The sequence below is a fragment of the Pseudomonas sp. MYb60 genome, from assembly GCF_002979555.1.
Taxonomy (GTDB): Bacteria; Pseudomonadota; Gammaproteobacteria; order Pseudomonadales; family Pseudomonadaceae; genus Aquipseudomonas.
On sequence record NZ_PCOZ01000002.1, the window covers coordinates 1 to 22,010 of the forward strand.

The 22,010-nt window shown below is 61.4% G+C and carries 20 protein-coding genes; 6 read left to right on the top strand and 14 right to left on the bottom strand.

All coding sequences use genetic code 11. The features are described 5' to 3' along the window. The first annotated feature begins 114 nt into the window (after positions 1–114). Positions 115–744 carry a glutathione S-transferase family protein gene (locus CQ041_RS02705; RefSeq protein ID WP_105520975.1) on the top strand — a complete coding sequence of 210 codons (630 nt, stop codon included), beginning with the start codon at positions 115–117 and terminating at the stop codon, positions 742–744. 112 nt (positions 745–856) lie between these two features. On the opposite strand, the gene creD is transcribed toward CQ041_RS02705, so the two are convergent. From creD to CQ041_RS02725, 4 genes are read right to left on the bottom strand one after another with little or no spacing between them, the layout of a single operon-like run. Further along, positions 857–2,230: a cell envelope integrity protein CreD gene (gene creD / locus CQ041_RS02710; protein WP_105520976.1), complete on the bottom strand. Its 1,374-nt coding sequence runs from the start codon at positions 2,228–2,230 to the stop codon at positions 857–859. Positions 2,231–2,281: 51 nt separating this feature from the next. After that, positions 2,282–3,721 carry a two-component system sensor histidine kinase CreC gene (gene creC / locus CQ041_RS02715; protein ID WP_105520977.1) on the bottom strand — a complete coding sequence of 480 codons (1,440 nt, stop codon included), beginning with the start codon at positions 3,719–3,721 and terminating at the stop codon, positions 2,282–2,284. Continuing rightward, positions 3,721–4,389, bottom strand: coding sequence for a two-component system response regulator CreB (gene creB / locus CQ041_RS02720; protein ID WP_105520978.1), 669 nt, complete (start codon positions 4,387–4,389; stop codon positions 3,721–3,723). The genes creC and creB overlap by 1 nt, the downstream gene beginning before the upstream one ends. Positions 4,390–4,398: 9 nt before the next feature. Then, complete coding sequence (locus tag CQ041_RS02725) at positions 4,399–4,899, bottom strand: ATP-dependent zinc protease (protein WP_105520979.1); 501 nt, start codon at positions 4,897–4,899, stop codon at positions 4,399–4,401. Between the two features lie 173 nt (positions 4,900–5,072). On the opposite strand from CQ041_RS02725, the gene CQ041_RS02730 reads away from it, so the two are divergent. Then, entirely contained in the window at positions 5,073–5,960 is an 888-nt protein-coding gene (locus tag CQ041_RS02730) for an acyltransferase (protein WP_105520980.1), read from the top strand. Here the strand turns inward: CQ041_RS02730 and CQ041_RS02735 are convergent. Beyond that, a complete protein-coding gene (locus CQ041_RS02735; protein ID WP_105520981.1) occupies positions 5,957–6,529 on the bottom strand; it encodes a DUF2780 domain-containing protein in 573 nt (190 codons plus the stop codon). The genes CQ041_RS02730 and CQ041_RS02735 overlap by 4 nt on opposite strands. Positions 6,530–6,665: 136 nt before the next feature. Between CQ041_RS02735 and CQ041_RS02740 the strand changes: the two genes are divergently transcribed. Then, positions 6,666–7,124 (top strand): anti-sigma factor domain-containing protein, encoded by a 459-nt coding sequence (locus CQ041_RS02740; RefSeq protein WP_240995206.1) that lies wholly within the window; start codon positions 6,666–6,668, stop codon positions 7,122–7,124. A 75-nt stretch (positions 7,125–7,199) separates the two neighbouring features. Here the strand turns inward: CQ041_RS02740 and fdhA are convergent, their stop codons facing one another. From fdhA to CQ041_RS02780, 8 genes are all read right to left on the bottom strand, one after another. Then, positions 7,200–8,399, bottom strand: a complete 1,200-nt coding sequence (gene fdhA / locus CQ041_RS02745) for a formaldehyde dehydrogenase, glutathione-independent (RefSeq protein ID WP_105520982.1) — start codon at positions 8,397–8,399, stop codon at positions 7,200–7,202. Positions 8,400–8,589: 190 nt separating this feature from the next. Beyond that, positions 8,590–9,447 carry a formyltetrahydrofolate deformylase gene (gene purU, locus CQ041_RS02750; RefSeq protein WP_105520983.1) on the bottom strand — a complete coding sequence of 286 codons (858 nt, stop codon included), beginning with the start codon at positions 9,445–9,447 and terminating at the stop codon, positions 8,590–8,592. Positions 9,448–9,457: 10 nt separating this feature from the next. After that, on the bottom strand, positions 9,458–10,090 hold the full coding sequence (locus CQ041_RS02755; protein ID WP_105520984.1) for a sarcosine oxidase subunit gamma: 633 nt from the start codon (positions 10,088–10,090) through the stop codon (positions 9,458–9,460). Between the two features lie 146 nt (positions 10,091–10,236). After that, positions 10,237–13,254: a sarcosine oxidase subunit alpha gene (locus CQ041_RS02760; RefSeq protein ID WP_105520985.1), complete on the bottom strand. Its 3,018-nt coding sequence runs from the start codon at positions 13,252–13,254 to the stop codon at positions 10,237–10,239. Then, entirely contained in the window at positions 13,251–13,553 is a 303-nt protein-coding gene (locus tag CQ041_RS02765; protein WP_105520986.1) for a sarcosine oxidase subunit delta, read from the bottom strand. Before CQ041_RS02765 ends, CQ041_RS02760 begins: the two co-directional genes overlap by 4 nt. A 15-nt stretch (positions 13,554–13,568) precedes the next feature. Beyond that, positions 13,569–14,819, bottom strand: coding sequence for a sarcosine oxidase subunit beta (locus CQ041_RS02770; protein WP_105520987.1), 1,251 nt, complete (start codon positions 14,817–14,819; stop codon positions 13,569–13,571). 23 nt (positions 14,820–14,842) lie between these two features. Continuing rightward, on the bottom strand, positions 14,843–16,096 hold the full coding sequence (gene glyA / locus CQ041_RS02775; RefSeq protein ID WP_105520988.1) for a serine hydroxymethyltransferase: 1,254 nt from the start codon (positions 16,094–16,096) through the stop codon (positions 14,843–14,845). 155 nt (positions 16,097–16,251) lie between these two features. Continuing rightward, entirely contained in the window at positions 16,252–16,974 is a 723-nt protein-coding gene (locus CQ041_RS02780; protein WP_105520989.1) for a TraX family protein, read from the bottom strand. A gap of 90 nt (positions 16,975–17,064) precedes the next feature. On the opposite strand from CQ041_RS02780, the gene CQ041_RS02785 reads away from it, so the two are divergent. Both CQ041_RS02785 and CQ041_RS02790 read left to right on the top strand, forming a co-directional pair. Next, positions 17,065–18,105 (top strand): low specificity L-threonine aldolase, encoded by a 1,041-nt coding sequence (locus CQ041_RS02785; RefSeq protein ID WP_105520990.1) that lies wholly within the window; start codon positions 17,065–17,067, stop codon positions 18,103–18,105. A 176-nt stretch (positions 18,106–18,281) separates the two neighbouring features. Beyond that, positions 18,282–18,479: a hypothetical protein gene (locus tag CQ041_RS02790; protein ID WP_105520991.1), complete on the top strand. Its 198-nt coding sequence runs from the start codon at positions 18,282–18,284 to the stop codon at positions 18,477–18,479. Positions 18,480–18,533: 54 nt separating this feature from the next. Here the strand turns inward: CQ041_RS02790 and gbcB are convergent, their stop codons facing one another. Further along, positions 18,534–19,634 (bottom strand): glycine-betaine demethylase subunit GbcB, encoded by a 1,101-nt coding sequence (gene gbcB / locus CQ041_RS02795; RefSeq protein WP_105520992.1) that lies wholly within the window; start codon positions 19,632–19,634, stop codon positions 18,534–18,536. 282 nt (positions 19,635–19,916) lie between these two features. Here gbcB and gbcA point away from each other — a divergent pair, with 282 nt between their 5' ends. Next, entirely contained in the window at positions 19,917–21,212 is a 1,296-nt protein-coding gene (gbcA, locus tag CQ041_RS02800) for a glycine-betaine demethylase subunit GbcA (protein ID WP_105520993.1), read from the top strand. Positions 21,213–22,010 lie beyond the last annotated feature (798 nt).

Here is a 22,010-nt window from a genome sequence, read left to right on the forward strand (position 1 = left end):
CGCTTGAACAACCCCCCCACGCCAATGGCCGCCGGCGTGTGGGGGTTGTTCAAGCGATGAGGCCTTCAAAAACACCACCAATGCCTCTAGGCTAGCCCCAGCCCATCTTGAGGAATGCCCATGTCCACCATGACCCTGTTCCACAACCCCGCCTCACCCTTCGTGCGCAAGGTTCGCGTCCTGCTGATCGAAACCGGCCAGCAGGACCGCGTGGTGCTTCAAGCTTCCCTGCCGACGCCGATCCAGCCCGACCAGCAGGTGGTGCAAGGCAACCCTGTGGGCAAGATTCCGGCCCTGCGCCTGGCCGACGGCTCGATGCTGCACGACAGCCGGGTGATCCTCGACTACCTCGACCACCAGCACGTCGGCAACCCGCTGATCCCCCGCGACGGCTCGGCCCGCTGGCGGCGCCTGACCCTGGCTTCACTGGCCGACGGCATCATGGACGCCGCCGTACTGGTGCGCTACGAGACCGCCATGCGTCCGGTGGAGAAGCATTGGGACCTGTGGCTCGATGAGCAGCGCAACAAGATCCGTCGCGCCCTCGCCGAGTTGGAAGCGGATGCGATTGCCGAGCTGACCAGCCACTTCGACATCGCCGCCATCAGCGTGGCGTGTGCGTTGGGTTATCTAGATTTTCGCCATCCGGATATGCAATGGCGGTTGGATAACCCCCAGCTTGCGGCCTGGTATGCCGAGGTCAGCGAACGTCCTTCGATGCAGCAGACCCAACCCCCGGCCTGAAGTCCACCACTGTCCACTGTGGGAGGGGGCTTGCCCCTCCCACAGTGGCCAACGATGTGGTTGAGATAGTCGACAAGACTGGCCTTCATCTGCTGATCCTCGCGCAACCCGATCATTGCACCGCCTCCAGATCAAACTGCAACGGCTCCACCGCCTTGCGCTTGCCCACGCCATACCAATCCAGTTTGCGCGTCAGCACCATCACCGTGCCGAGCAAACCGAACAGCAGCAGCGAGCCCATCAGCAACGCGTAATCCTCGGCACTCAACAGCCCATACAACAAGCCATACAACGCTGCCAACCCCGCCGAAAACCCTAGCCCGTGGCGGACGCTGCGCAGCACGTGGCACACATAGAAGCCAATCAACAACACACAGGCACTGGCGGAAATCAGATAGGCCAGGGCAAACCCGATGTGCTCGGACAGCGACAACAGCAGCAGGTAGAAGAACGCCAGCGCAAAACCCACCAGGGCGTACTGCACCGGGTGCACCGCCAGGTTCTTGAGCACTTCGAACAGGAAGAAGCCGGCAAACGTCAGGGCGATGAACAGCAGCGCGTATTTGATCGCGCGGTCGCTCTTGAGGTACTGGTCCACCGGGTCGATGAAATTGACGCCGAAGCTGCGGTTGTTGAAGTCGTTGCAGCCTTGCCCATCGAGGCAGGTCTGCAGCGCCTGTTCGAGGTTGGTGGAAAAGAACGAGGTCTGCCAGTTAGCGGTAAAACCGCTGTCGGTGATTTCACGCTTGGCCGGCAGGAAGTTGCCGATAAAGCTCGGATGCGGCCAGTTGGAGGCCAGTGACACCTGGCTGGTCTTGCCCACCGGCACCACTTGCAGCTGTTCGGTGCCTTGCAGGCGCAGGTCGAACGCGAAGTTCACGACGTAAGGTTTTTTGCTGTCCTGTACCGGCAGCGCCACGTGCACGCCCTCCCCCAGCCAGTCCACCTGGGAACCCGGTTCGAAGTCCAACTGCTGGCCGCCCAGTTCCAGCTTCAACGCGTTCTCGATGCCGCGAATATCGCTGATGCCCACTGCGAGGAACGCCGGTTCGAAACGGTAGTCGGCAAAGTCTTCGGTAATGCCCAGTTGCGCCGGCAACTCGAAATGCCCGCTGATGCGGTTGTCGGCATGGAACAGCCGCGCCTGGTAGATGCCCCGTGCCCGCAGTTCGGTCTGCACCTTGCCGTCGAGGGCAAAACTGTCCGGCAGGAAGTACAGACGGCCGCGCTCTTCACGGGTGACTTCATAGCGTTTGTTGAGCTTTTCATTGAGCTTCCACTCGCGCACCGTCTTGCGGTACGGCACCACCATCACCGGGCCGGTGAGGCGCTGGGCGTAACTGGAGCTGCGGGCGATGTCCATCAATACGCCGTCGCGCAGGGCCTGACGGTCGCTGATGATGCCGTTGATCATCAACAATGGAATCAGCAACAACACAATCAACAGCGCAATTGCGCCAAGTTTGAAAAGCAGACTGCGGTTCATGGGACTCTCCCTGTTTGGTTGCAGAGAGTCTGGGCAGCCTGTGTGGGCGGTTTATGTGGGCAATGTGGAGACTGTGTGGAGAAGCAGCACCACTTGCACACCGCCCGGCACGTTGCCGATACGCAATGTACCGCCATGCAGCTTGGCCACTTCCTCGACAAAATTGAGGCCCAGCCCCGTGCTTTTGCGCCCGCTGGCCGGCCGTGGCAGCGAGTAGAAGCGCTCGCTCAGGCGCGGCAGGGCGTAGTCGGGAATCGGTGAGGCCTGGTTGAACAGGGTCACCTCAACGTCGTTGTGCTGCGTGTGCGCGCTGAACGTCAAGGTGCCGCCGGGCGGAGTGAAATCCAATGCGTTGTCGAGCAGATTGCCCAGGGCCTGGCGCAGCAGGAACGGCTCGCCGAACACCTGCACTTCAGCACCGATCGCCTGTTCGACGTGCAAGCCTGCGCCCTCGACCCTCGCGCACTGAGCCTTGAGCACATCCTCGACCAGCGCCGCCAGCGGGATGCTCACCTGCTCTTCCAGGCCCTGACGTTGCTCCACTTGCGCCAGGTTCAGCAGGCGTTCGATCAATTGCTGCAGGCGCGCGCTTTCGCTGTCGATATTGCCGACGAATCGCTGCTGTTGCTCGTGGCTCATGTCGCCTTGCAACAATTCTGCCGCGCCGCGAATCGCCGCCAGCGGGCTTTTCAATTCGTGGGTCAGGGTGTGCACGTAATGCTCGACGTAAGCCTTCCCTTCCAACTGCGTGCGCATGTGCTCCACGGCGGTGGACAACTGCTTCAGCTCGCCGCCCCGGTAATGCGGCAACTCGGCGCGCCGCCCTTCGCTGACGGCCTCGGCGTAGGCCGTGAGCCTGCGCAGCGCCACGCTCAACCACCACGACAACAAGGCGCCGAGCAACAGGCCCAGCACCACCAGCCCAGCGCCGTACCACAGCAGGCGCCGCTCGGTGCGGTCGACGTAAGGCTGCAACGAACTGTTGGGCTTGGCCACGGTGACCACGCCGATGATCTGGCCGTTGTCACGGATCGGCGCGCCCACGTGCATCACCGAGGAGGTGGCATCCTCGGCATCGCTGCGGGTAGAGCGGGCGCCGTATTCGCCGCGCAACGTCAGGTACACGTCGTTCCACTTCGAATAGTCCTGGCCCACTGCTTCGCCCGTGGAGTCGAGCAATACGGTGCCCTTGGCGTCGGTCACGTAGATGCGGTGGTTGACCTGGTTCTTGGGCAGGCCCCAGATGGTCGCGCCTGGCTGGCGATTGCCGTAGGCCTTGAGCAGTTCGGGCCAGTGGCTTTGGCCCAGCGTGTTGTTCTTCACGTCATCGCGCAGGATCTCGGCCAGCAGGTTGGCAGTGTCCACCAGGGTTTCTTCAGTGGACTGGCGCACGCCGGGGCGGATCTCCTTCATCACGGTGCTGAGCACGAAATAGCCGGTGAGGCCGATAAACAGCGCGTACACCAGGAAGATCCGCAGCCCCAGGCGCATCAGCTGCTGCCCGGGCTGTAGCTGTAGCCGAGGCCGCGATGGGTCTGGATGGGCTCGGCATCGGCGGCCACGCTGCGTAACTTGGCGCGCAGGCTCTTGATATGGCTATCGATATTGCGCTCGTAGCCGGCATCCGCCGCCACCCCCACCGCATCCAGCAGTTGCTCGCGGCTGAAGACACGCTCGGGCTGCTCCAGCAGGTTTTGCAGCAAGCGGAATTCGTGACGCGTGAGGCTCAGGGGCTGGCCGCGATAGGTGATCTGCATGCGCTCCAGGTCCACCTGGAACACCGAAGGGGCAACGCCCGGGCCAATGCGCTTGAGGATCGCCCGCACCCGCGCCGTCACTTCCCGTGGGCTGAACGGCTTGACCACATAGTCGTCGGCGCCGATCTCCAGCCCCACCACGCGGTCGATCTCGCCATCGCGGGCGCTGAGGAACATCACCGGCACTTCGCTGAACCGGCGCAGCTGCTTGCAGGTTTCAAACCCGGTGATGTCCGGCAGGCCGATGTCGAGGATGATCAAATCGGCCGGCGTCTGGCGCTGATGGGCCAGCGCCTCCTGGCCAAGACTCAGCCAGGTGGTGGTGAAGCCTTCGCCTTGCAGGGCGAATATCAGCGTGTCGGCGATGGCCGCTTCGTCTTCGACAATCAGGATGTGGGGCATGGGGCTCTGTCAGCAGTCCGGTTTGTCGGCAGTGTAACGGCGGGCCGGGTTTACCGCTGCGCCGAATTCACGCAGGGCCTTGGCGCCGATCAACAACGGGTAGTTGAAGCTGCTGCGGTCGGTGAGGTTGACCTCGACGGTGCGCTTGACGTCGCCCAGGCACATCTCCAGGTCGATCACTGGGCGCTTGGCCACGGCGGGTTCGTCCTTCTCGTCGTCTTCGTCGGCGCGGCTCTTGATCTTGCTGATGCGCGCCACCTTGTGTTCGTAGACCTTGTTGGACGCGTCCTTGCCGCCAAGGCGGAAGCGCACCCAGTCGTCGCCGTCACGGGTGAACGTCTCGATGTCGCGGGCCGACAGCGAGGCCGTGAGGGCGCCGGTGTCCATCTTGGCCTTGAAGGTTTCGCCGATCTCCGGCAACTGGATGTATTCATAGCGACCGTAGAGGGTCGGCTCGGCGGCCATGACGGGCAAGGCAGCCAGGGCGAGGGAGGCTAATAGCAGTTTCACGAAGTGATTTCCTCGGAAAGAAGTAGGCGGATTCTAGACCGCAAAGGCAGCGCTTAGTTAGCTCACCCCAGCATAACCGGCACATTGTGAAACATTCGTCCGGCGAATTCGGATTTGGCCTCTAGACTCAAGCTGCTTATCATGACCCGCCCACAGGATTCCAAGAGTTACTTATGCGCCGCCTGCTCACCGGCTGTTTTGTCTCACTGCTATTGTTGCTCAACACCCTGGTCCTGATCGGGCCGTTGATGGTGTTTGCCCTGCTCAAGCTGGTCGCGCCCGGACGGTACCGTGACTACATGTCCTGGGCGGTGATGTGGATCGCCGAGACCTGGGCCGAGATCGACAAGCTCATCTTTGCCCTGTGTATCCCCACCCAGTGGGACATTCGCGGCGGCGAAGACCTGCGCGGCGACACCTCCTACCTGGTGATCAGCAACCACCAATCCTGGGTCGACATTCCCGCGCTGATCCAGGCGCTCAACCGGCGCACGCCGTTCTTCAAGTTCTTCCTGAAAAAAGAGCTGATCTGGGTGCCGTTCCTCGGCCTGGCGTGGTGGGCGCTGGATTACCCGTTCATGAAGCGCTACACCAAGGCGTTCCTGGCCAAGCACCCGGAGCTGGCGGGGCAGGATCTGAAGATCACCCGGCAAGCCTGCGAACTGTTCAAGCGCCAGCCCGTGACGGTGGTGAACTACCTGGAAGGCACACGGTTCAGCGAGGCCAAACGCACGCAGCAGCAGTCACCGTTCTCACGGTTGCTCAGGCCCAAGGCGGGTGGCGTGGCGTTTGTATTGGCGGCGATGGGTGAACAGCTGGATGCGATCCTGGATGTCACCGTGGTGTATCCACAGGCGAGGATTCCGGGCTTCTGGGACTTGATCAGCGGCGCGGTGCCGAAGGTGATCATCGATATCCGCACCCGCGAGCTGGACCCGGCGTTGTGGCGGGGGGATTACGAGAACGATCCGGCGTTTCGCCAGACCGTCCAGAACTGGGTCAACCAGCTCTGGATGGAGAAAGATGCGCGCATCGAACACCTGCGCGCAGAGCAGGCTTAGCTGCCGGTGCCCCAGGCCTGGGCCAATTTGCCCAGCACCGAACTGCTGGCCCCCTCGCCGCCCAGGTATTGCAGGATCACCGGCGCAAACTGGCCGATCATGCCGCTGTCCATGCCCAGGGCACTGAACGCGGTGTTCAAATCATTGGTGTCCTTTACGTTACCCAGCAGGCCGTCCAGGCCGCTGGTCTTGCTGCCGCCGGTCTGGCCGAGCATGCCGCTCAAGGCGCCGAGGCTGCCCAACGCGTTGTTGCCCGACAATTGGTCGAGGCCCGGCACGCTGTTGCCCAGTTGCGAGTAGTCATTGCCGCTCAGCTTGTTCTTGGCCAGGCCCAACATGGCGCCGGTGCCGCCAATGGCTTGCTCTGGGGTGATATTGAGTTGTGAGGTCAGCGCGCCTAGCAGGCCGGCCGTCTCTGACGACGGCGCGGCGGCAGCGGCTTTGTTGCTGCCACCCTGCATGCCGGAGATGGCATTGGCGGCGTCGCCAAGGCTGAAACCTGCGGCGAACGCCGGGCCGGCCGCCAGGGTCATCAGGCAGGAAAGGGCGAAACCGCGTGAAATCTTCATTGGAACAACCTCTGGGAATAGGTGCGAAAGCAGGCGTTGGACTGAGTATCCAGCACATTGTTCCGGGGCTTGCGAGGAACCCGATGCCCGGGTCGCAGTCCATGAAAGGCTTTCAATTTCTGCCAGGAACCACCCCATGAGCGCCACCCGCCACACCGTGCCCGAGCCAAAGCCGCCGTTCTGGAACCCGCCCCGCGTATTCATCGGGGTGTGCCTCGCCATCGTCGCCGGCCTCGGCGGTGCGCTCTACACCCAAGACAACGTCAAGTCCGCCGCGACGCTGGTGACAACCGCCCAGCAACCGGCCGCGCAGTTGATGGCGCACAAGGATTACCTGGAAGTTGAACCTATTGCGACCACTGCGCCAGAGCCGGATCGCAGCCTGGAACTGTGGGCAATGCCCGAAGGCAAGGCGCCGGTGTCACTGGGACTGTTGCCGGAGGACGGCAAAGGCATCATCGGTTTGAACCCGCGCCAGCAGGAATCCATCAGCAAGCCGGTGGAGTTGATGGTGAGTTCGGAAACCAAGGGTGGGTCGGTGAGCAAGCAACCGACGGGGCCGACGGTGTATCAAGGCGCGCTGGCCTACCGTTGATCCTCCAGACGCCAAAAAACAATGTGGGAGGGGGGCAAGCCCACTCCCACACTTGGATCTCTGTGTATCCGGGATTTATGCAGCGCTGAAGAGCTTGTGCGGATCGATCACAAATTTCTTCGGCACGCCGGCATCGAACTCGCCGTAGCCTTTTGGCGCATCGTCCAGGCTGATCACTTGCACGCCCACGATCTCGGCGATGTTGATACGGTCCCACATGATCGCTTGCATCAGCGCGCGGTTGTATTTCATTACCGGGGTCTGGCCGGTGTGGAAGCTGTGGGATTTGGCCCAGCCAAGGCCGAAGCGGATGCTCAGGCTACCCATCTTGGCGGCAGCGTCGACGGCGCCCGGGTCTTCGGTGACGTAGAGGCCCGGAATACCGATCTTGCCTGCAACACGCACCACCCCCATCAACGAGTTGAGTACGGTGGCCGGGGCTTCGGCCTTGACGCCGTCGTGCCCGTGACCGCGAGCTTCGAAACCTACGCAGTCAACTGCGCAGTCCACTTCAGGCTCGCCCAGCAGTGCAGCGATCTGTTCGTGCAGCGGCGTGTCCTGGGACAGGTCGACCACCTCGAAACCCTGGGCCTTGGCGTGGGCCAGGCGGACCGTGTTGACGTCGCCGATGATCACCACCGCCGCGCCCAACAGGCGTGCCGAAGCCGCCGCTGCCAGGCCGACCGGGCCCGCACCCGCGATGTACACCGTGCTGCCAGGGCCAACGCCCGCCGTGACGGCGCCGTGGTAACCGGTTGGGAGAATGTCCGAGAGGCAGGTCAGGTCACGGATTTTCTCCATGGCCTTGTCGCGGTCCGGCAGCTTGAGCAGGTTGAAGTCGGCGTAGGGCACCAGCACGTATTCGGCCTGGCCGCCGGTCCAGTCGCCCATGTCGACGTAGCCGTAGGCGCCACCGGCACGCGCCGGGTTGACGGTCAGGCACACGCCGGTGTGTTGCTCCTTGCACGAGCGGCAGCGGCCGCAGGCGACGTTGAAAGGGACGGAAACCAGATCGCCGATCTTCAGGTTCTCGACGTCGCTGCCCTTCTCGATCACCTCACCGGTAATTTCGTGACCGAGCACCAGGCCGGTCTGGGCAGTGGTACGGCCGCGCACCATGTGTTGGTCGGAGCCGCAGATGTTGGTGGAGACCACGCGCAGGATGACGCCGTGCTCGATCTTCCTGCCACGGGGGTCCTGCATTTTGGGATAGTCGATTTTCTGTACTTCGACCTTGCCGTTGCCGAGATACACGACACCACGATTACCAGACATGCTTTCACCTCGCTGTTGTTTTTATGGACCCGCGCTGCCCTTGGGTGGGTAGCGCGTTAAATGCTCGGGTACAGATGCTGTTTCTTGTGTTGTTTGTCAGGGCCTCATCGGGGGTAAGCCCCCTCCCACATTTTGACCGCGCCGCCAATCACGTGTGGGAGGGGGCTTGCCCCCGATGGCGTCACGTCAGTCAGAGCACCACCGTTCTATTGGCGTTCAGGAACACCCTTCGCTCAATGTGATACCCCACCGCCCGGGCCAGTGTCAGCCCTTCGATATCGCGCCCCTTGGCAATCAAATCCTCGGGGTAGTGGCTGTGATCCACCACCTCCACGCCCTGGGCGATGATCGGGCCTTCGTCCAGGTCGTTGTTGATGTAATGCGCCGTGGCGCCGACCAGTTTCACACCCTTGTTGTACGCCTGGTGATACGGCTTGGCGCCCTTGAACCCTGGCAACAGCGAGTGGTGAATATTGATGGCCTTGCCATCCAGCTTGCGGCACAACTCCGGCGACAGCACTTGCATGTAACGCGCAAGGATCACCAGTTCCGCACCGGTGTCTTCCACCACCTGCCACACCTGACGCTCTTGCGCCGGTTTGTCATTGGGGTCGAGGGGGAAATGGTAGTAGGGAATCTGGTGCCAGTCGGCCAACGGTTTCAAATCGGGGTGGTTGGACACCACCGCGACCACGTCCATCGACAGTTGCCCGATGCGCTGGCGGTACAGCAGGTCGTTGAGGCAGTGATCGGCCTTGGAGACCATGATCACCACTTTTGGCCGGTAGTTCGGCGCCGTCAGTTCGAAGATCATGCCAAAGGCTTCTCCGCGCGTGGCCAGGCCATCGCGGAAACCTTGCTCGTCGAAACCGTCGGGCTGACGGAATTCCACGCGGATGAAAAACCGGCCGGACAGCCGATCATCGAACGAGTGGTGTTCGGTGACGTAGCAGCCCTGCTCGAACAGGTAGCGGGTGACCGCGTCCACCGTGCCGAGCACGCTGGGGCAGTCGGCGGTCAAAATCCATGTATCGGGTGCGCGGCTCATGGGTCACTCCTCAGGCTTGGACACTCAGGCCGAATTCGGCAGACGCATCCTGCAACCACAACCACCAGTAGTCCGAGAAGCTGCGACGAATCAGCAGTTCCCAGGTGTCTTCAGCCGTGTGGCGGATCACCAGTTGCGACTTGGCGAACACCGTGCCCACGGCCTTGCCCACCGGGAAGTTGTCGGGGTGCACGTCGTAGCTGGTGGATTTCATCAGCACGTCGCGCACGTTCGGGCCGCTGAGTTCGAGAATCTGCTGGCCGCCGCTTACATTGACGACCTGGATATGCAACTCACCCAGGGCTTCGCGCAGGCTTTTCTCGGCGGCGAATTCTTCACCGCTCGGCACGATCAGCAACCACTCATCCGGGCCAAGCCACTGCAGGCTGGTTTCACCCTTGACGATCACTTGCAAAGCGCCCGGCAGTTCGATGCCCAGCGCCTTGTGCACGCCGGCGGCGAACGCCGCGTCATGGCCGTCACCCCGAAGGGTCAGGTGGCCGAGGAGTTTCTTTTCACGCACGGTCACGCCGGCGTTCTTGCGGCCCTTGCCGACCAGGCTGGCGAGGTCGGCATGGTGCAGCGACGACTCGGCCTTGGCGCCGGTGGTTGGGCGTTGTTGGTAAACATTGGCTGCTGTCATAAAGCACCTGTTCTGAATTCGGTGGTGTCTGTTCTGGCCTCATCGGGGGCAAGTCCCCTCCCACATTGACTGCATTTACACATGTTGATTTGTGAACACATTCAAGTGTGGGAGGGGCTTGCCCCCGATGCAGGCGACTCGGTCCATCAGATGTTCTGGCGATCGCCTTTCGGGTCAAAGAACACCGAGGACACAATCTCCGCCTCGATCACGCTGCCATCCGCTTGCGGTGAAAACACCCGCTCGCCGATGCGCTTCAAGCCACCCTTCACCACGCCCATCGCAAATGAATAGCCGAGGGAGTTGTGGGCATAGCTGGACGTGACGTGACCGACCATCTTCATCGGGATCGACTGCTTCGGATCCAGTACCAACTGCGCACCCTCCGGCAGCCACACCTTCGGATCGATCGGCTTCAAGCCCACCAGTTGCTTGCGTTCTTCACGCACGCAGTCTTCACGGTTCATGCCGCGCCAGCCGATCCACGAGAACGGCTTGGTACGACCGACGCACCAGCCCATATTCAGGTCGTCCGGGGTCATCGAGCCGTCGGTGTCCTGGCCGACGATGATGAAGCCCTTCTCGGCCCGCAGCACGTGCATGGTTTCGGTGCCATACGGGGTCAGGTTGTACTGCTTGCCGGCGTCGACGATTTTTTCCAGCACGCCCATGGCGTAGTCGGCCTGCACGTTGACTTCGTAAGACAGCTCACCCGTAAACGAAATCCGGAACACACGGGCCGGTACGCCGCCCACCAGGCCTTCTTTCCAGGTCATGAACGGGAAGCCGTCCTTGTCCAGGTCGATGTCGGTGACTTCCGCCAGCAGCTTGCGGCTGTTGGGGCCGGACAGGGTCATCGTGGCCCAGTGGTCGGTGACCGAGGTGAAATACACCTTGAGGTCAGGCCATTCGGTCTGCTGGTAGATTTCCAGCCACTGCAGCACACGCGCGGCGCCGCCGGTGGTGGTGGTCATCAGGAAGTGGTTGTCGGCGAGGCAGGCGGTTACGCCGTCATCGAAGACCATGCCGTCTTCCTTGCACATCAGGCCGTAGCGCGCCTTGCCCACGTCGAGCTTGGTCCAGGCGTTGGTGTAGATGCGGTTGAGGAACTCACGGGCGTCCGGGCCCTGGATGTCGATCTTGCCGAGGGTGGACGCGTCCAGCAGGCCGACGCTGTCGCGCACGGCCAGGCATTCACGTTTCACCGCGGCGTGCAGGTCTTCACCGTTGCGTGGGAAATACCACGGGCGTTTCCACTGGCCGACGTCTTCAAATTCGGCACCGTTCTTCACGTGCCAGGCTTGCAAAGCGGTGTAGCGCACCGGCTCGAAGATGTGCCCAACGTGACGGCCCGCAATCGCGCCGAAGGTCACCGGCGTGTAGTTGGGGCGGAACATGGTGGTGCCCATCTGCGGGATGGTCACGTTCAGCGAACGGGCGGCAATCGCCAGGCCGTTGACGTTGCCAAGCTTGCCCTGATCAGTGCCGAAGCCCAGCGCGGTGTAGCGCTTGACGTGCTCGACCGACTCGAAACCTTCGCGGGTGGCCAGTTCGATGGCTGCCGCGGTGACGTCGTTCTGCAGGTCGACGAACTGCTTCGGCGCCCGTGCGGTTGGTTTGTCGTGGGGCACCTGATACACCGCCAGCGTCGGCTCTTCCAGGCGGCTCAAGGCTTTTGGCAAGGTGCCTTCCACCGGTGCAAAACCGGCTTCGCTGGCGGCGCGCACGCCACCTTCAAAACCATCGGCCAGGGAATCACCCAGGCTGTAGACGCCGTTGATGCCACCGACACACACGCGTTTCTGCGGCGCTTCACCCGGTACAAACCCGAGGATGTCTTCGCGCCAGGTAGGCTTGCCGCCCAGGTGCGAGGCCAAGTGGACCACCGGGCTGTAGCCGCCGGAGCTGGCCACCAAGTCGCAGTCCAGCCACTCGCCCGGGCTGGTGACTTTGTGCGCTTTCAGATCGACCGCCGCCACACGGGCAGCGGTGACGTGCTTGCTGCCACGGGCCTCGATCACGGCGCTGCCGGTGAGGATGCGAATGCCTTTGGCGCGAGCCTCTTCAACCAGCGCGCCGCGTGGGTTGTGGCGTACATCGGCCACGGCCACGACTTGCAGGCCGGCATCGAGCCAGTCCAGCGCAACGCGGTAGGCGTGGTCGTTATTGGTGGAGAGCACCAGTTTCTTGCCCGGTGCCACGCCATAGCGGCGCACGTAGGTGGAGACCGCGCCCGCCAGCATGTTGCCCGGCACATCGTTGTTGCCGTAGACCAGCGGGCGCTCGCACGCGCCGGTGGCCAGCACCACACGCTTGGCGCGCACACGGTGGATACGCTGGCGCACCACGCCGATCGGCGCACGGTCACCGAGGTGATCGGTGAGACGCTCGTGGATGGTCAGGAAGTTATGGTCGTGGTAGCCGTTGACGGTGGCGCGGGGCAGCAGCACCACGTCAGGCAGGGCCTTGAGTTCAGCGATCACGCTGGCGACCCATTCCGCGGCCGGTTTCCCGTCGAGGCTCTCACGGGAATCGAGCAACGAACCGCCGAACTCTTCCTGCTCGTCGGCAATGATCACACGGGCACCGCTGCGTGCAGCCGCCAATGCCGCGGCGAGACCCGCTGGGCCTGCGCCGACCACCAGCACATCGCAGTGACGGTTGAAGTTGTCGTAGGTGTCCGGATCGTTCTCGGTCGGCGAGCGGCCAAGACCGGCGGCCTTGCGAATGTACTTCTCGTAGGTCATCCAGAACGATTGCGGGTACATGAAGGTTTTGTAGTAGAAACCCGGCGGCATCAGTTTGCCGCCCACCTTGCCGAGAATGCCCATCACGTCGGTGTTGACGTTCGGCCAGCCGTTGGTGCTGGTGGCGACCAGGCCTTGGTACAGCGCCTGTTGGGTGGCACGCACGTTGGGAATCTGGGTCGCTTCGGTGGCGCCGATCTGCAGCACCGCGTTGGGCTCTTCGGCACCGGCGGCGAAGATGCCGCGCGGACGCGAATACTTGAAGCTGCGGCCGATCACGTCAACGCCGTTGGCCAGCAGGGCTGCGGCCAGGGTGTCGCCTTCGAAGCCCTTGTAGCTCTGGCCGTTGAAGGTGAACGTGAGGACTTTGTTACGGTCGATCCGGCCACCGTTGGACAGGCGATTGGTCTGGCTCATACCTTCTCTCCAGCAGCCTTGGCGGTGAATTGCGGCTTCTCGCCGATCTTGTAGGTTTCAAGAATTTCGTAGGTCAGGGTGTCGCGGGTCGCGTTGAAGTACTGGCGGCAACCGGCGGCGTGAATCCACAATTCGTGGTGCAGGCCGCGTGGGTTGTCGCGGAAGAACATGTAGTCGCCCCACTGTTCGTCGGTGCAGGTATTCGGGTCCAGCGGGCGCGGGATGTGCGCTTGGCCGGATGCATGGAATTCCTCTTCGGAGCGCAGTTCGCCACAGTGAGGACAGAAGATATGCAACATAGGAAATTTCTCCTGTTAGTGGGCGACGGCCGCAGCGCCGTGTTCATCGATCAACGCACCGTTGTGGAAACGGTCGATGGAGAAAGGAGCGGCCAATGGGTGCATTTCACCCTTGGCCAGGCTGGCGGCAAACACGTTGCCTGAGCCCGGCGTGGCCTTGAAGCCACCGGTGCCCCAACCGCAGTTGAAGAACATGTTCGGTACCGGGGTCTTGGAGATGATCGGGCACGCATCCGGCGTGGTGTCGACGATGCCGCCCCACTGGCGGTTCATGCGCACGCGCGACAGCACCGGGAACATCTCGACGATGGCCTGGATGGTGTGCTCGATCACCGGGTACGAACCACGCTGGCCGTAGCCGTTGTAGCCGTCGATACCGGCGCCGATCACCAGGTCGCCCTTGTCGGACTGGCTGATGTAGCCGTGCACGGCGTTGGACATGATCACGCTGTCGATAATCGGCTTGATCGGCTCAGACACCAACGCTTGCAGCGGGTGGGATTCGACCGGCAGGCGGAAACCAGCCAGCGAGGCCATGTGGCCGGAGTTACCGGCGGTGACCACACCGACGCGCTTGGCGCCGATAAAGCCCTTGTTGGTTTCCACACCGATGCACACGCCGTTTTCCTTGCGGAAGCCGATCACTTCGGTCTGCTGGATCAAGTCCACACCAAGGGCATCGGCGGCGCGGGCAAAGCCCCAGGCCACGGCATCGTGACGGGCGACGCCGCCGCGACGTTGCACAGTGGCGCCGAGTACCGGGTAGCGGGTGTTTTTCGAGCAGTCGAGGTACGGGATCTCGTCGGCCACCTGCTGGGCGTTGAGCAGCTCGCCGTCCACGCCGTTGAGGCGGTTGGCGCTGACACGACGCTCGGAGTCACGGATGTCTTGCAGGGTATGGCACAGGTTGTAGACGCCGCGCTGGGAGAACATCACGTTGTAGTTCAGGTCCTGGGACAGGCCTTCCCACAGTTTCATCGCGTGTTCATACAGGTGCGCCGACTCGTCCCACAGGTAGTTGGAACGCACGATAGTGGTGTTGCGCGCAGTGTTACCGCCGCCCAGCCAGCCTTTCTCGACCACGGCCACATTGGTGATGCCGTGTTCCTTGGCCAGGTAGTAGGCGGTCGCGAGACCATGCCCGCCGCCGCCGACGATGACCACGTCGTAGACCTTCTTAGGCGTGGGCGTGCGCCACATTTTCTGCCAGTTTTCGTGGTGGCTGAGGGAGTGCTTGAAGAGGCCGAAGCCTGAGTAGCGTTGCATAGTCATTTACTCCAAAACCGCGCTCAGCGATAAACCGGGAAATCAGCGCACAGGGCAGACACGTGCTTGGCGACGTTGGCCTCGACATCGGCGTCGCCGAGGTTGTCGAGGATGTCGCAGATCCAGCCGGCCAGTTCGATGCACTGCGGCACTTTGAAACCACGGGTGGTCACCGCCGGGGTACCGATGCGCAGGCCCGAGGTCACAAACGGCGACTGTGGGTCATTCGGCACGGCGTTCTTGTTGACGGTGATGTGGGCGCGGCCCAAAGCGGCGTCCGCCTCTTTGCCGGTGAGGCCCTGACGGATCAGGCTGACCAGGAACAGGTGGTTATCGGTGCCGCCGGACACCACGTCGTAGCCGCGCTTGATGAACACCTCGGCCATCGCCTGGGCATTGTCGATCACTTGTTGCTGGTACGCCTTGAAGCCTGGCTCCAGCGCTTCCTTGAAGCACACGGCCTTGCCGGCGATGACGTGCATCAGCGGGCCGCCCTGGGCGCCCGGGAACACAGCAGCGTTGAGTTTCTTTTCGATTTCTTCGTTGGACCTGGCCAGGATCAGGCCGCCCCGTGGACCGCGCAGGGTCTTGTGGGTGGTGGTGGTGACCACATCGGCGTACGGCAGCGGGTTCGGGTACAAGCCAGCAGCAACCAGACCGGCGACGTGAGCCATGTCGACGAACAGCAGCGCACCGACCTTATCGGCGATAGCGCGGAAACGTGGGAAATCCAGGGTCTTGGAGTAGGCGGAGAAACCGGCCACCACCATTTTCGGCTTGTGCTCCACCGCCAGGCGCTCGACTTCGTCGTAGTCGATCAGGCCGGTGTCGGTGTTGATGCCGTATTGCACCGCGTTGTACAGCTTGCCCGAGGACGACACCTTGGCGCCGTGGGTCAGGTGGCCGCCGTGGGCCAGGCTCATGCCCAGGATGGTGTCGCCGGCTTGCAGCAGGGCCAGGTACACCGCGCTGTTGGCGGACGAACCGGAGTGCGGCTGCACGTTGGCGTAATCGGCACCGAACAATTGCTTGGCGCGCTCGATGGCCAGGGCTTCAACCTTGTCGACGTGCTCGCAGCCACCGTAGTAGCGCTTGCCCGGGTAGCCTTCGGCGTATTTGTTGGTGAGGCCGCTGCCTTGAGCTTCCATCACACGCTTGCTGGTGTAGTTCTCTGACGCGATCAGCTCGATATGGTCTTCCTGACGCTGCTCTTCGGCATTCATGGCCGCCAGCAGTGCGTCGTCATATCCCTGAATCTGGTCTTGTTTGCTGAACATCGCGTCTCTCCCAGCCTTTCGTATTGTTAAGGCCCGTGCAGGGCCCTTTGATGCGATGGTAGGGCTGGCGCCGCTGGATCAAATGCCTACGCACGCCACGCAAAGGTGCGTTTACGACATAGCAGGAACAACACTGGATAAATGTGGGAGGGGGTTTAGGGGATGGCCTGTCGGACGAGTAGCAACAGCAGGAAATGCAGGGGGTACAAGGTATAGGCCCATCGGCGCATAGGTAGTGGAGAGACGTTTTTGGCATGTCGCAGTAAGACAAGGCCGGCCAATGGCGCGATCAGGCATGTCGCCAGGCCCAACCGAGCCACCAGCGTGTCGTTATTGAGCAGAATCTGCCACTGGTTGGCAGCCACACAGACCAGCCCAGGCAACAGGCTGAAATACCAGGGCCTTGTGAACACCAGCAGCATCGCCAACGGCAACAACACACCAAAAAACCCGAACATCAAATGCGAAGAAAAAACAGCGGCGACAGTGACAGCAATCAACGCCAACCCCCGATCAACCGCGGCCTTCTGCTGCCATCCTCGCGCAACCAGCAGCCCCAGCGCCAAGGTCGGCAACACATTCAACGTATCGGCATCCTCGATAAACAGCCGATAGGGCACTTCGCTGATCACACTGAACAGCAGCAACCAGCCCAGGTAACGTCCGTTGAACGGGGTCTTGCCCACCCGGTGCAGATTCGCCGCGATTGCCAGGCAAAACCAGGGAAACGCCAGGCGCCCCGGCACGTACAGGCCATCCAGGCTCAAACCGACGTAACGCAGGTGATCGAGCACCATGCACAACAGCGCCAGCCACTTGAGCAAGTCCAGGGCGCCGTCTCGGACAGGTCCGACAGGCAAGGTGTGAGTCCCGTGCATAATTCCTCAACGACTTTGCATTTACAGTACGTGCGCAGGGCCAACATTCTTGGTTACAGTGCGCACCAATATCGACCACAGGAACGGGCCATGACCGACAAGAGCCAACAATTCGCCAGTGACAACTATTCCGGTATCTGCCCGGAAGCCTGGGCCGCCATGGAACAAGCCAATCAGGGCCATCAACGCGCCTACGGCGATGATGAATGGACCCACCGCGCCGCCGACGGTTTCCGCAATCTGTTCGAAACCGACTGCGAAGTGTTCTTCGCCTTCAACGGTACCGCCGCCAACTCCCTGGCATTGTCGTCCTTGTGCCAGAGCTACCATAGCGTGATTTGCTCGGAAACCGCCCACGTCGAGACCGACGAATGCGGCGCGCCGGAGTTTTTCTCCAACGGTTCCAAGCTGCTCGTGGCCCGGACCGAGAACGGCAAGCTCACCCCGGAGTCGATCCGCGAGATCGCCCTCAAGCGCCAGGACATCCACTACCCCAAGCCGCGCGTAGTCACCCTGACCCAGGCCACCGAAGTCGGCAGCGTGTACACCCCGGATGAAATCCGCGCCATCAGCGTCACGTGCAAGGAGTTGGGCTTGAACCTGCACATGGACGGCGCGCGTTTCTCCAACGCCTGCGCGTTCCTGGGCTGCTCGCCCGCCGACCTGACCTGGAAAGCCGGCGTAGACGTGCTGTGCTTTGGCGGCACCAAGAACGGCATGGCCGTGGGTGAAGCCATCCTGTTCTTCAACCACAAGCTGGCCGAAGACTTCGACTACCGCTGCAAACAGGCCGGCCAGCTGGCGTCGAAAATGCGCTTCCTCTCTGCCCCCTGGGTCGGGCTATTGGAGAACGACGCCTGGCTCAAGCACGCACGCCACGCCAACCACTGCGCGCAGTTGCTGAGCAGCCTGGTGGCGGATATTCCTGGCGTGGAGTTGATGTTCCCGGTGCAGGCCAACGGCGTGTTCCTGCAACTCTCGGAACCGGCGATTGCCGCGCTGACCGCCAAGGGCTGGCGTTTCTATACCTTTATCGGCAAAGGCGGCGCACGCTTCATGTGTGCGTGGGACACCGAGGAAGAACGTGTAAGAGAGTTGGCGGCGGATATTCGGAAAGTGATGGAAGCCTGAAAACACGGGCCTTCCAGCGCATTTTCAGAGACTGTTTGTACGTATTTCTGACAGTATCTATCTACCCCCTGCCTTGGATAGGATCTCGTCACCCCGAACACACGGACGCGTTTGTTCGGGGCTGACTGCCTGCCGAATTGTCGGCTGGAAAAGGACATCCTATAGAGGGCAACACTATGGAAATTCAGCGCTATACCACTGATTCGCAACTCCGGGACGACACCAACGCCACACTCGTCAACCTGGACGACCTGAGGAAGCTGGCAAATGTCGGCGACACCATCGTCGAGCCTTCCAGGCTCTTTACCGTCACCGGCAAAGAGTTTGAAATGACAGCATCCGGCGCGTACATCATCAACCTGTTTGTGCGCTAAGCAGTGAATGTGGGAGGGGCTTGCCCCCTCCCACATTTAGATCGGCGCTGTTAGTCAGAACTCGATGCGCACATCACCCTTCGGCACGCTGCAGCACGACAGGATGTAGCCCTCGGCTTCGTCCTCTTCGGTAATGCCGCCGTTGTGTTCCATCTCCACCTCCCCGCCCAGCTTCATCACCTTGCACGTGCCACAGATGCCCATGCCGCAGGCTTTCGGGATCATCAAGCCGAGCTTGGCTGCTGCTGCGTGCACGGTTTCGCCCGGTACCACGCGGATGCTTTTGCCCGAGGCAATGAATTCCACTTGATGCAAATCCGCCAGGTCGACTTCAGGCGCATCCGCCGCTTGTTCGGCTTGCTCCACCGCATCGGCACGGGCTTCTGGTGGCGTCGCACCGAAGGATTCTTCGTGATAACGCGTCATGTCGAACCCTGCCACTTCCAGCAGGCGCTTCACGGCATTCATGTAGGGTGTCGGGCCGCAGCAGAACACTTCGCGCTCGAGGAAGTCCGGCACCATCAGTTCGAGCATCTTGTGGTTCAGGTAGCCGCGATAGCCTGCCCAAGGTTCGCCCAGGCCGTGCTTCTCGCAGATCAGGTGCAAGCTGAAGTTGTCGATCCGCGACGCCATGTGTTCCAGCTCGCGGTGGTAGATGATGTCCTTGGGTGAGCGGGCGCTGTGGATGAACGTCATGTCGACATTGGCGTTGGTGTCGTAGAACCAACGCGCCATGGACATCACCGGCGTGATGCCGACGCCGCCGCTGAGGTACAGCACCTTCGGGCTTGGGAAGTCGATGGCATTGAACAGCCCCACCGGCCCGTGCACCGCCAGTTCCTGGCCTTCGTGCAGCGTGTCGTGCAACCAGTTGGACACCTTGCCGCCCGGCACGCGCTTGATGGTCACCGAGAAGCTGTACGGTACCGACGGCGAACTGGAGATGGTGTACGAGCGCATGATCGGCTGGCCTTCGATTTCCAGCTCCAGGGTGACGAACTGCCCGGGCTTGAAAAAGAACAGGATGGGTTGGTCGGCCATGAAACAAAAGGTGCGCACGTCCCAGGTTTCCTGGATGACTTTGACGCAACGGACGATGTGCCGACCATTGGCCCAGGTCTGGGTGGTTACCGGATTCAGGAAGCTGTTGGACATGCTGGTTCTCCACTGCCGATGTTCGGCTTTATGGTGGCGATTCTGCGTAACGCCGCAAACGCCCATTTACCTATCTGCGACATTCACATACTTATCGCGACCAGCCCCCAGGGACATAGGGTTGGGCGTCGGGAACAGATTGGGCCATGTCGCCCATGGATAAGGTTCGGCGCATCGGCGGCCCCACACTCGCTCCCAACACAGACGCTTTCTTTACGCCTTGCTGCAAACCTGATTAGCCACTTATCTCGGCCACACAGAATGGCCATGAGGACACACACGATGGACGTCACCGCAACCTTAAGCTTGGGCGATCCGCTGGAACCCGCACGCAAGGCCACCGCGCAAATGCTGCAAGAGCGCGAGCGTACCTTTTCGCTGCCGCAGCCGTTCTACTCTGATGAGCGGCTGTTTGATATCGATATGCAGGAAATCTTCCAGAAAGAGTGGTTGATCGCCGGCATGACCTGCGAGATCCCCACCAAGGGCAACTACATCACCCTGCAAATCGGCAAGAACCCGATCATCGTGATCCGTGGTGCCGACGGCGTGGTGCATGCGTTCCACAACGTCTGCCGCCACCGTGGCTCGCGCCTGTGCACCAGCGACAAGGGCAAGGTGGCCAAACTGGTCTGCCATTACCACCAGTGGACCTACGAGCTAGACGGTCGCCTGCTGTTCGCCGGCACCGAGATGGGCGCCGACTTCGACATGAAGCAGTACGGCCTCAAGCCGGTTAACGTGAAGACCGCGGGCGGCTACATCTTCATCAGCCTGGCTGAGAACCCGCCAGCCATCGATGATTTCCTGTCGACGCTGAACCATTACATGGAACCCTACGACATGGAGAACACCAAGGTGGCGATTACTACCACCTTGATGGAGAAAGCCAACTGGAAGCTGGTGCTGGAAAACAACCGCGAGTGCTACCACTGCAACGCCTCCCACCCGGAGCTGCTGAAAACCCTGCTGGAATGGGACGATGTCACCGACCCGCGTGCCGACCAGGCGTTCAAGGACCACGTGGCGGCGTCCGCTGCCGCCTGGGATGCCGAGAAGATCCCGTATGCCCACGCCAGCTTTGGCCTGCGTAACCGCATCGTGCGCATGCCGCTGCTCAAGGGCACCGTGTCGATGACCCTGGACGGCAAGCAAGGCTGCGCCAAACTGATGGGCCGCATCAAGAACCCGGACCTGGGCTCGATGCGCATCCTGCACCTGCCCCACTCGTGGAACCACTGCATGGGCGACCACATCATCGTGTTCACCGTGTGGCCGATCAGCGCGCAGGAGACCATGGTCACCACCAAGTGGCTGGTGCACAAGGACGCCGTCGAAGGCGTGGACTACGACGTCGAGCGCATGCGCCAGGTGTGGGACGCCACCAACGACCAGGACCGTCGCCTGGCCGAAGAAAACCAGCGCGGCATCAACTCCACGGCCTACCAGCCGGGCCCGTACTCCAAGACCTATGAGTTCGGCGTGGTGAACTTCGTTGACTGGTACAGCGAGCGCATGCTCAACAACCTCGGTGCCGCGCCAGCGCCGTACCTCAAGGGTGTGGCTGCGCACGAATAAATGCCCGCTTCAATCAAACGGTAAATGCAGGTGTGTGTGGGAGGGGGCTTGCCCCCTCCCACATTTAGAGCTGCACACTGTTCAAAATTTGAGCAACTGCCACCCAACCCTCCAAACCCCTGCCCTCCAGCCTTTCCCCAACAACTTATCCACAAAGCCACCCACAGCAAATGTGGGCAAGTACGCTGCCGTGTCGAAATTAAACCAAGAAAATCCGTGACTTATTCAACTTCACCGATTTGACCTATACCTGATCAATTATTGACCACATCTCTACACACCATGTGTTTCGTGGCCTGCAGCGGTACGCAAACACCTTATCCACAGAACCGCCAACAGAGTTTGGGTGTAACTTCGCCAGCGCTGTGGAAAACCCAGTCAAACCTTCACAAACCGGGGGTTTCAGCGCCTTTATGCTGTTTTCAGGGTGATTTGATTAATTTTTGATCAATCCTTTGCAAGCCTTAATTAACGTGGCCTGCAGACGATAGCAAACATCTTATCCACAGAAGCGCCAACAGACTTTGGGGGCAACTTTGCCTCACACCAACCCCTTATCCACACGAAAACTCGCGTGAAAACCGTGACTTAGCCTGGTTGTTTTTCGTACAAGGCTGCGCGAGCCTGTAAACACGTGGCCTGTGGACAACCACGAACACCTTATCCACAGCCTGGCTCACAGCGAATGTGGGTAACACCAACGACTGTACAAAAAACAACCTGCATCTACACTCACCTTTGCAATCAATTTCACTAGCCTGGGTTAATGCGGAAGTCCTTGGCGGGATGACAGGAGAT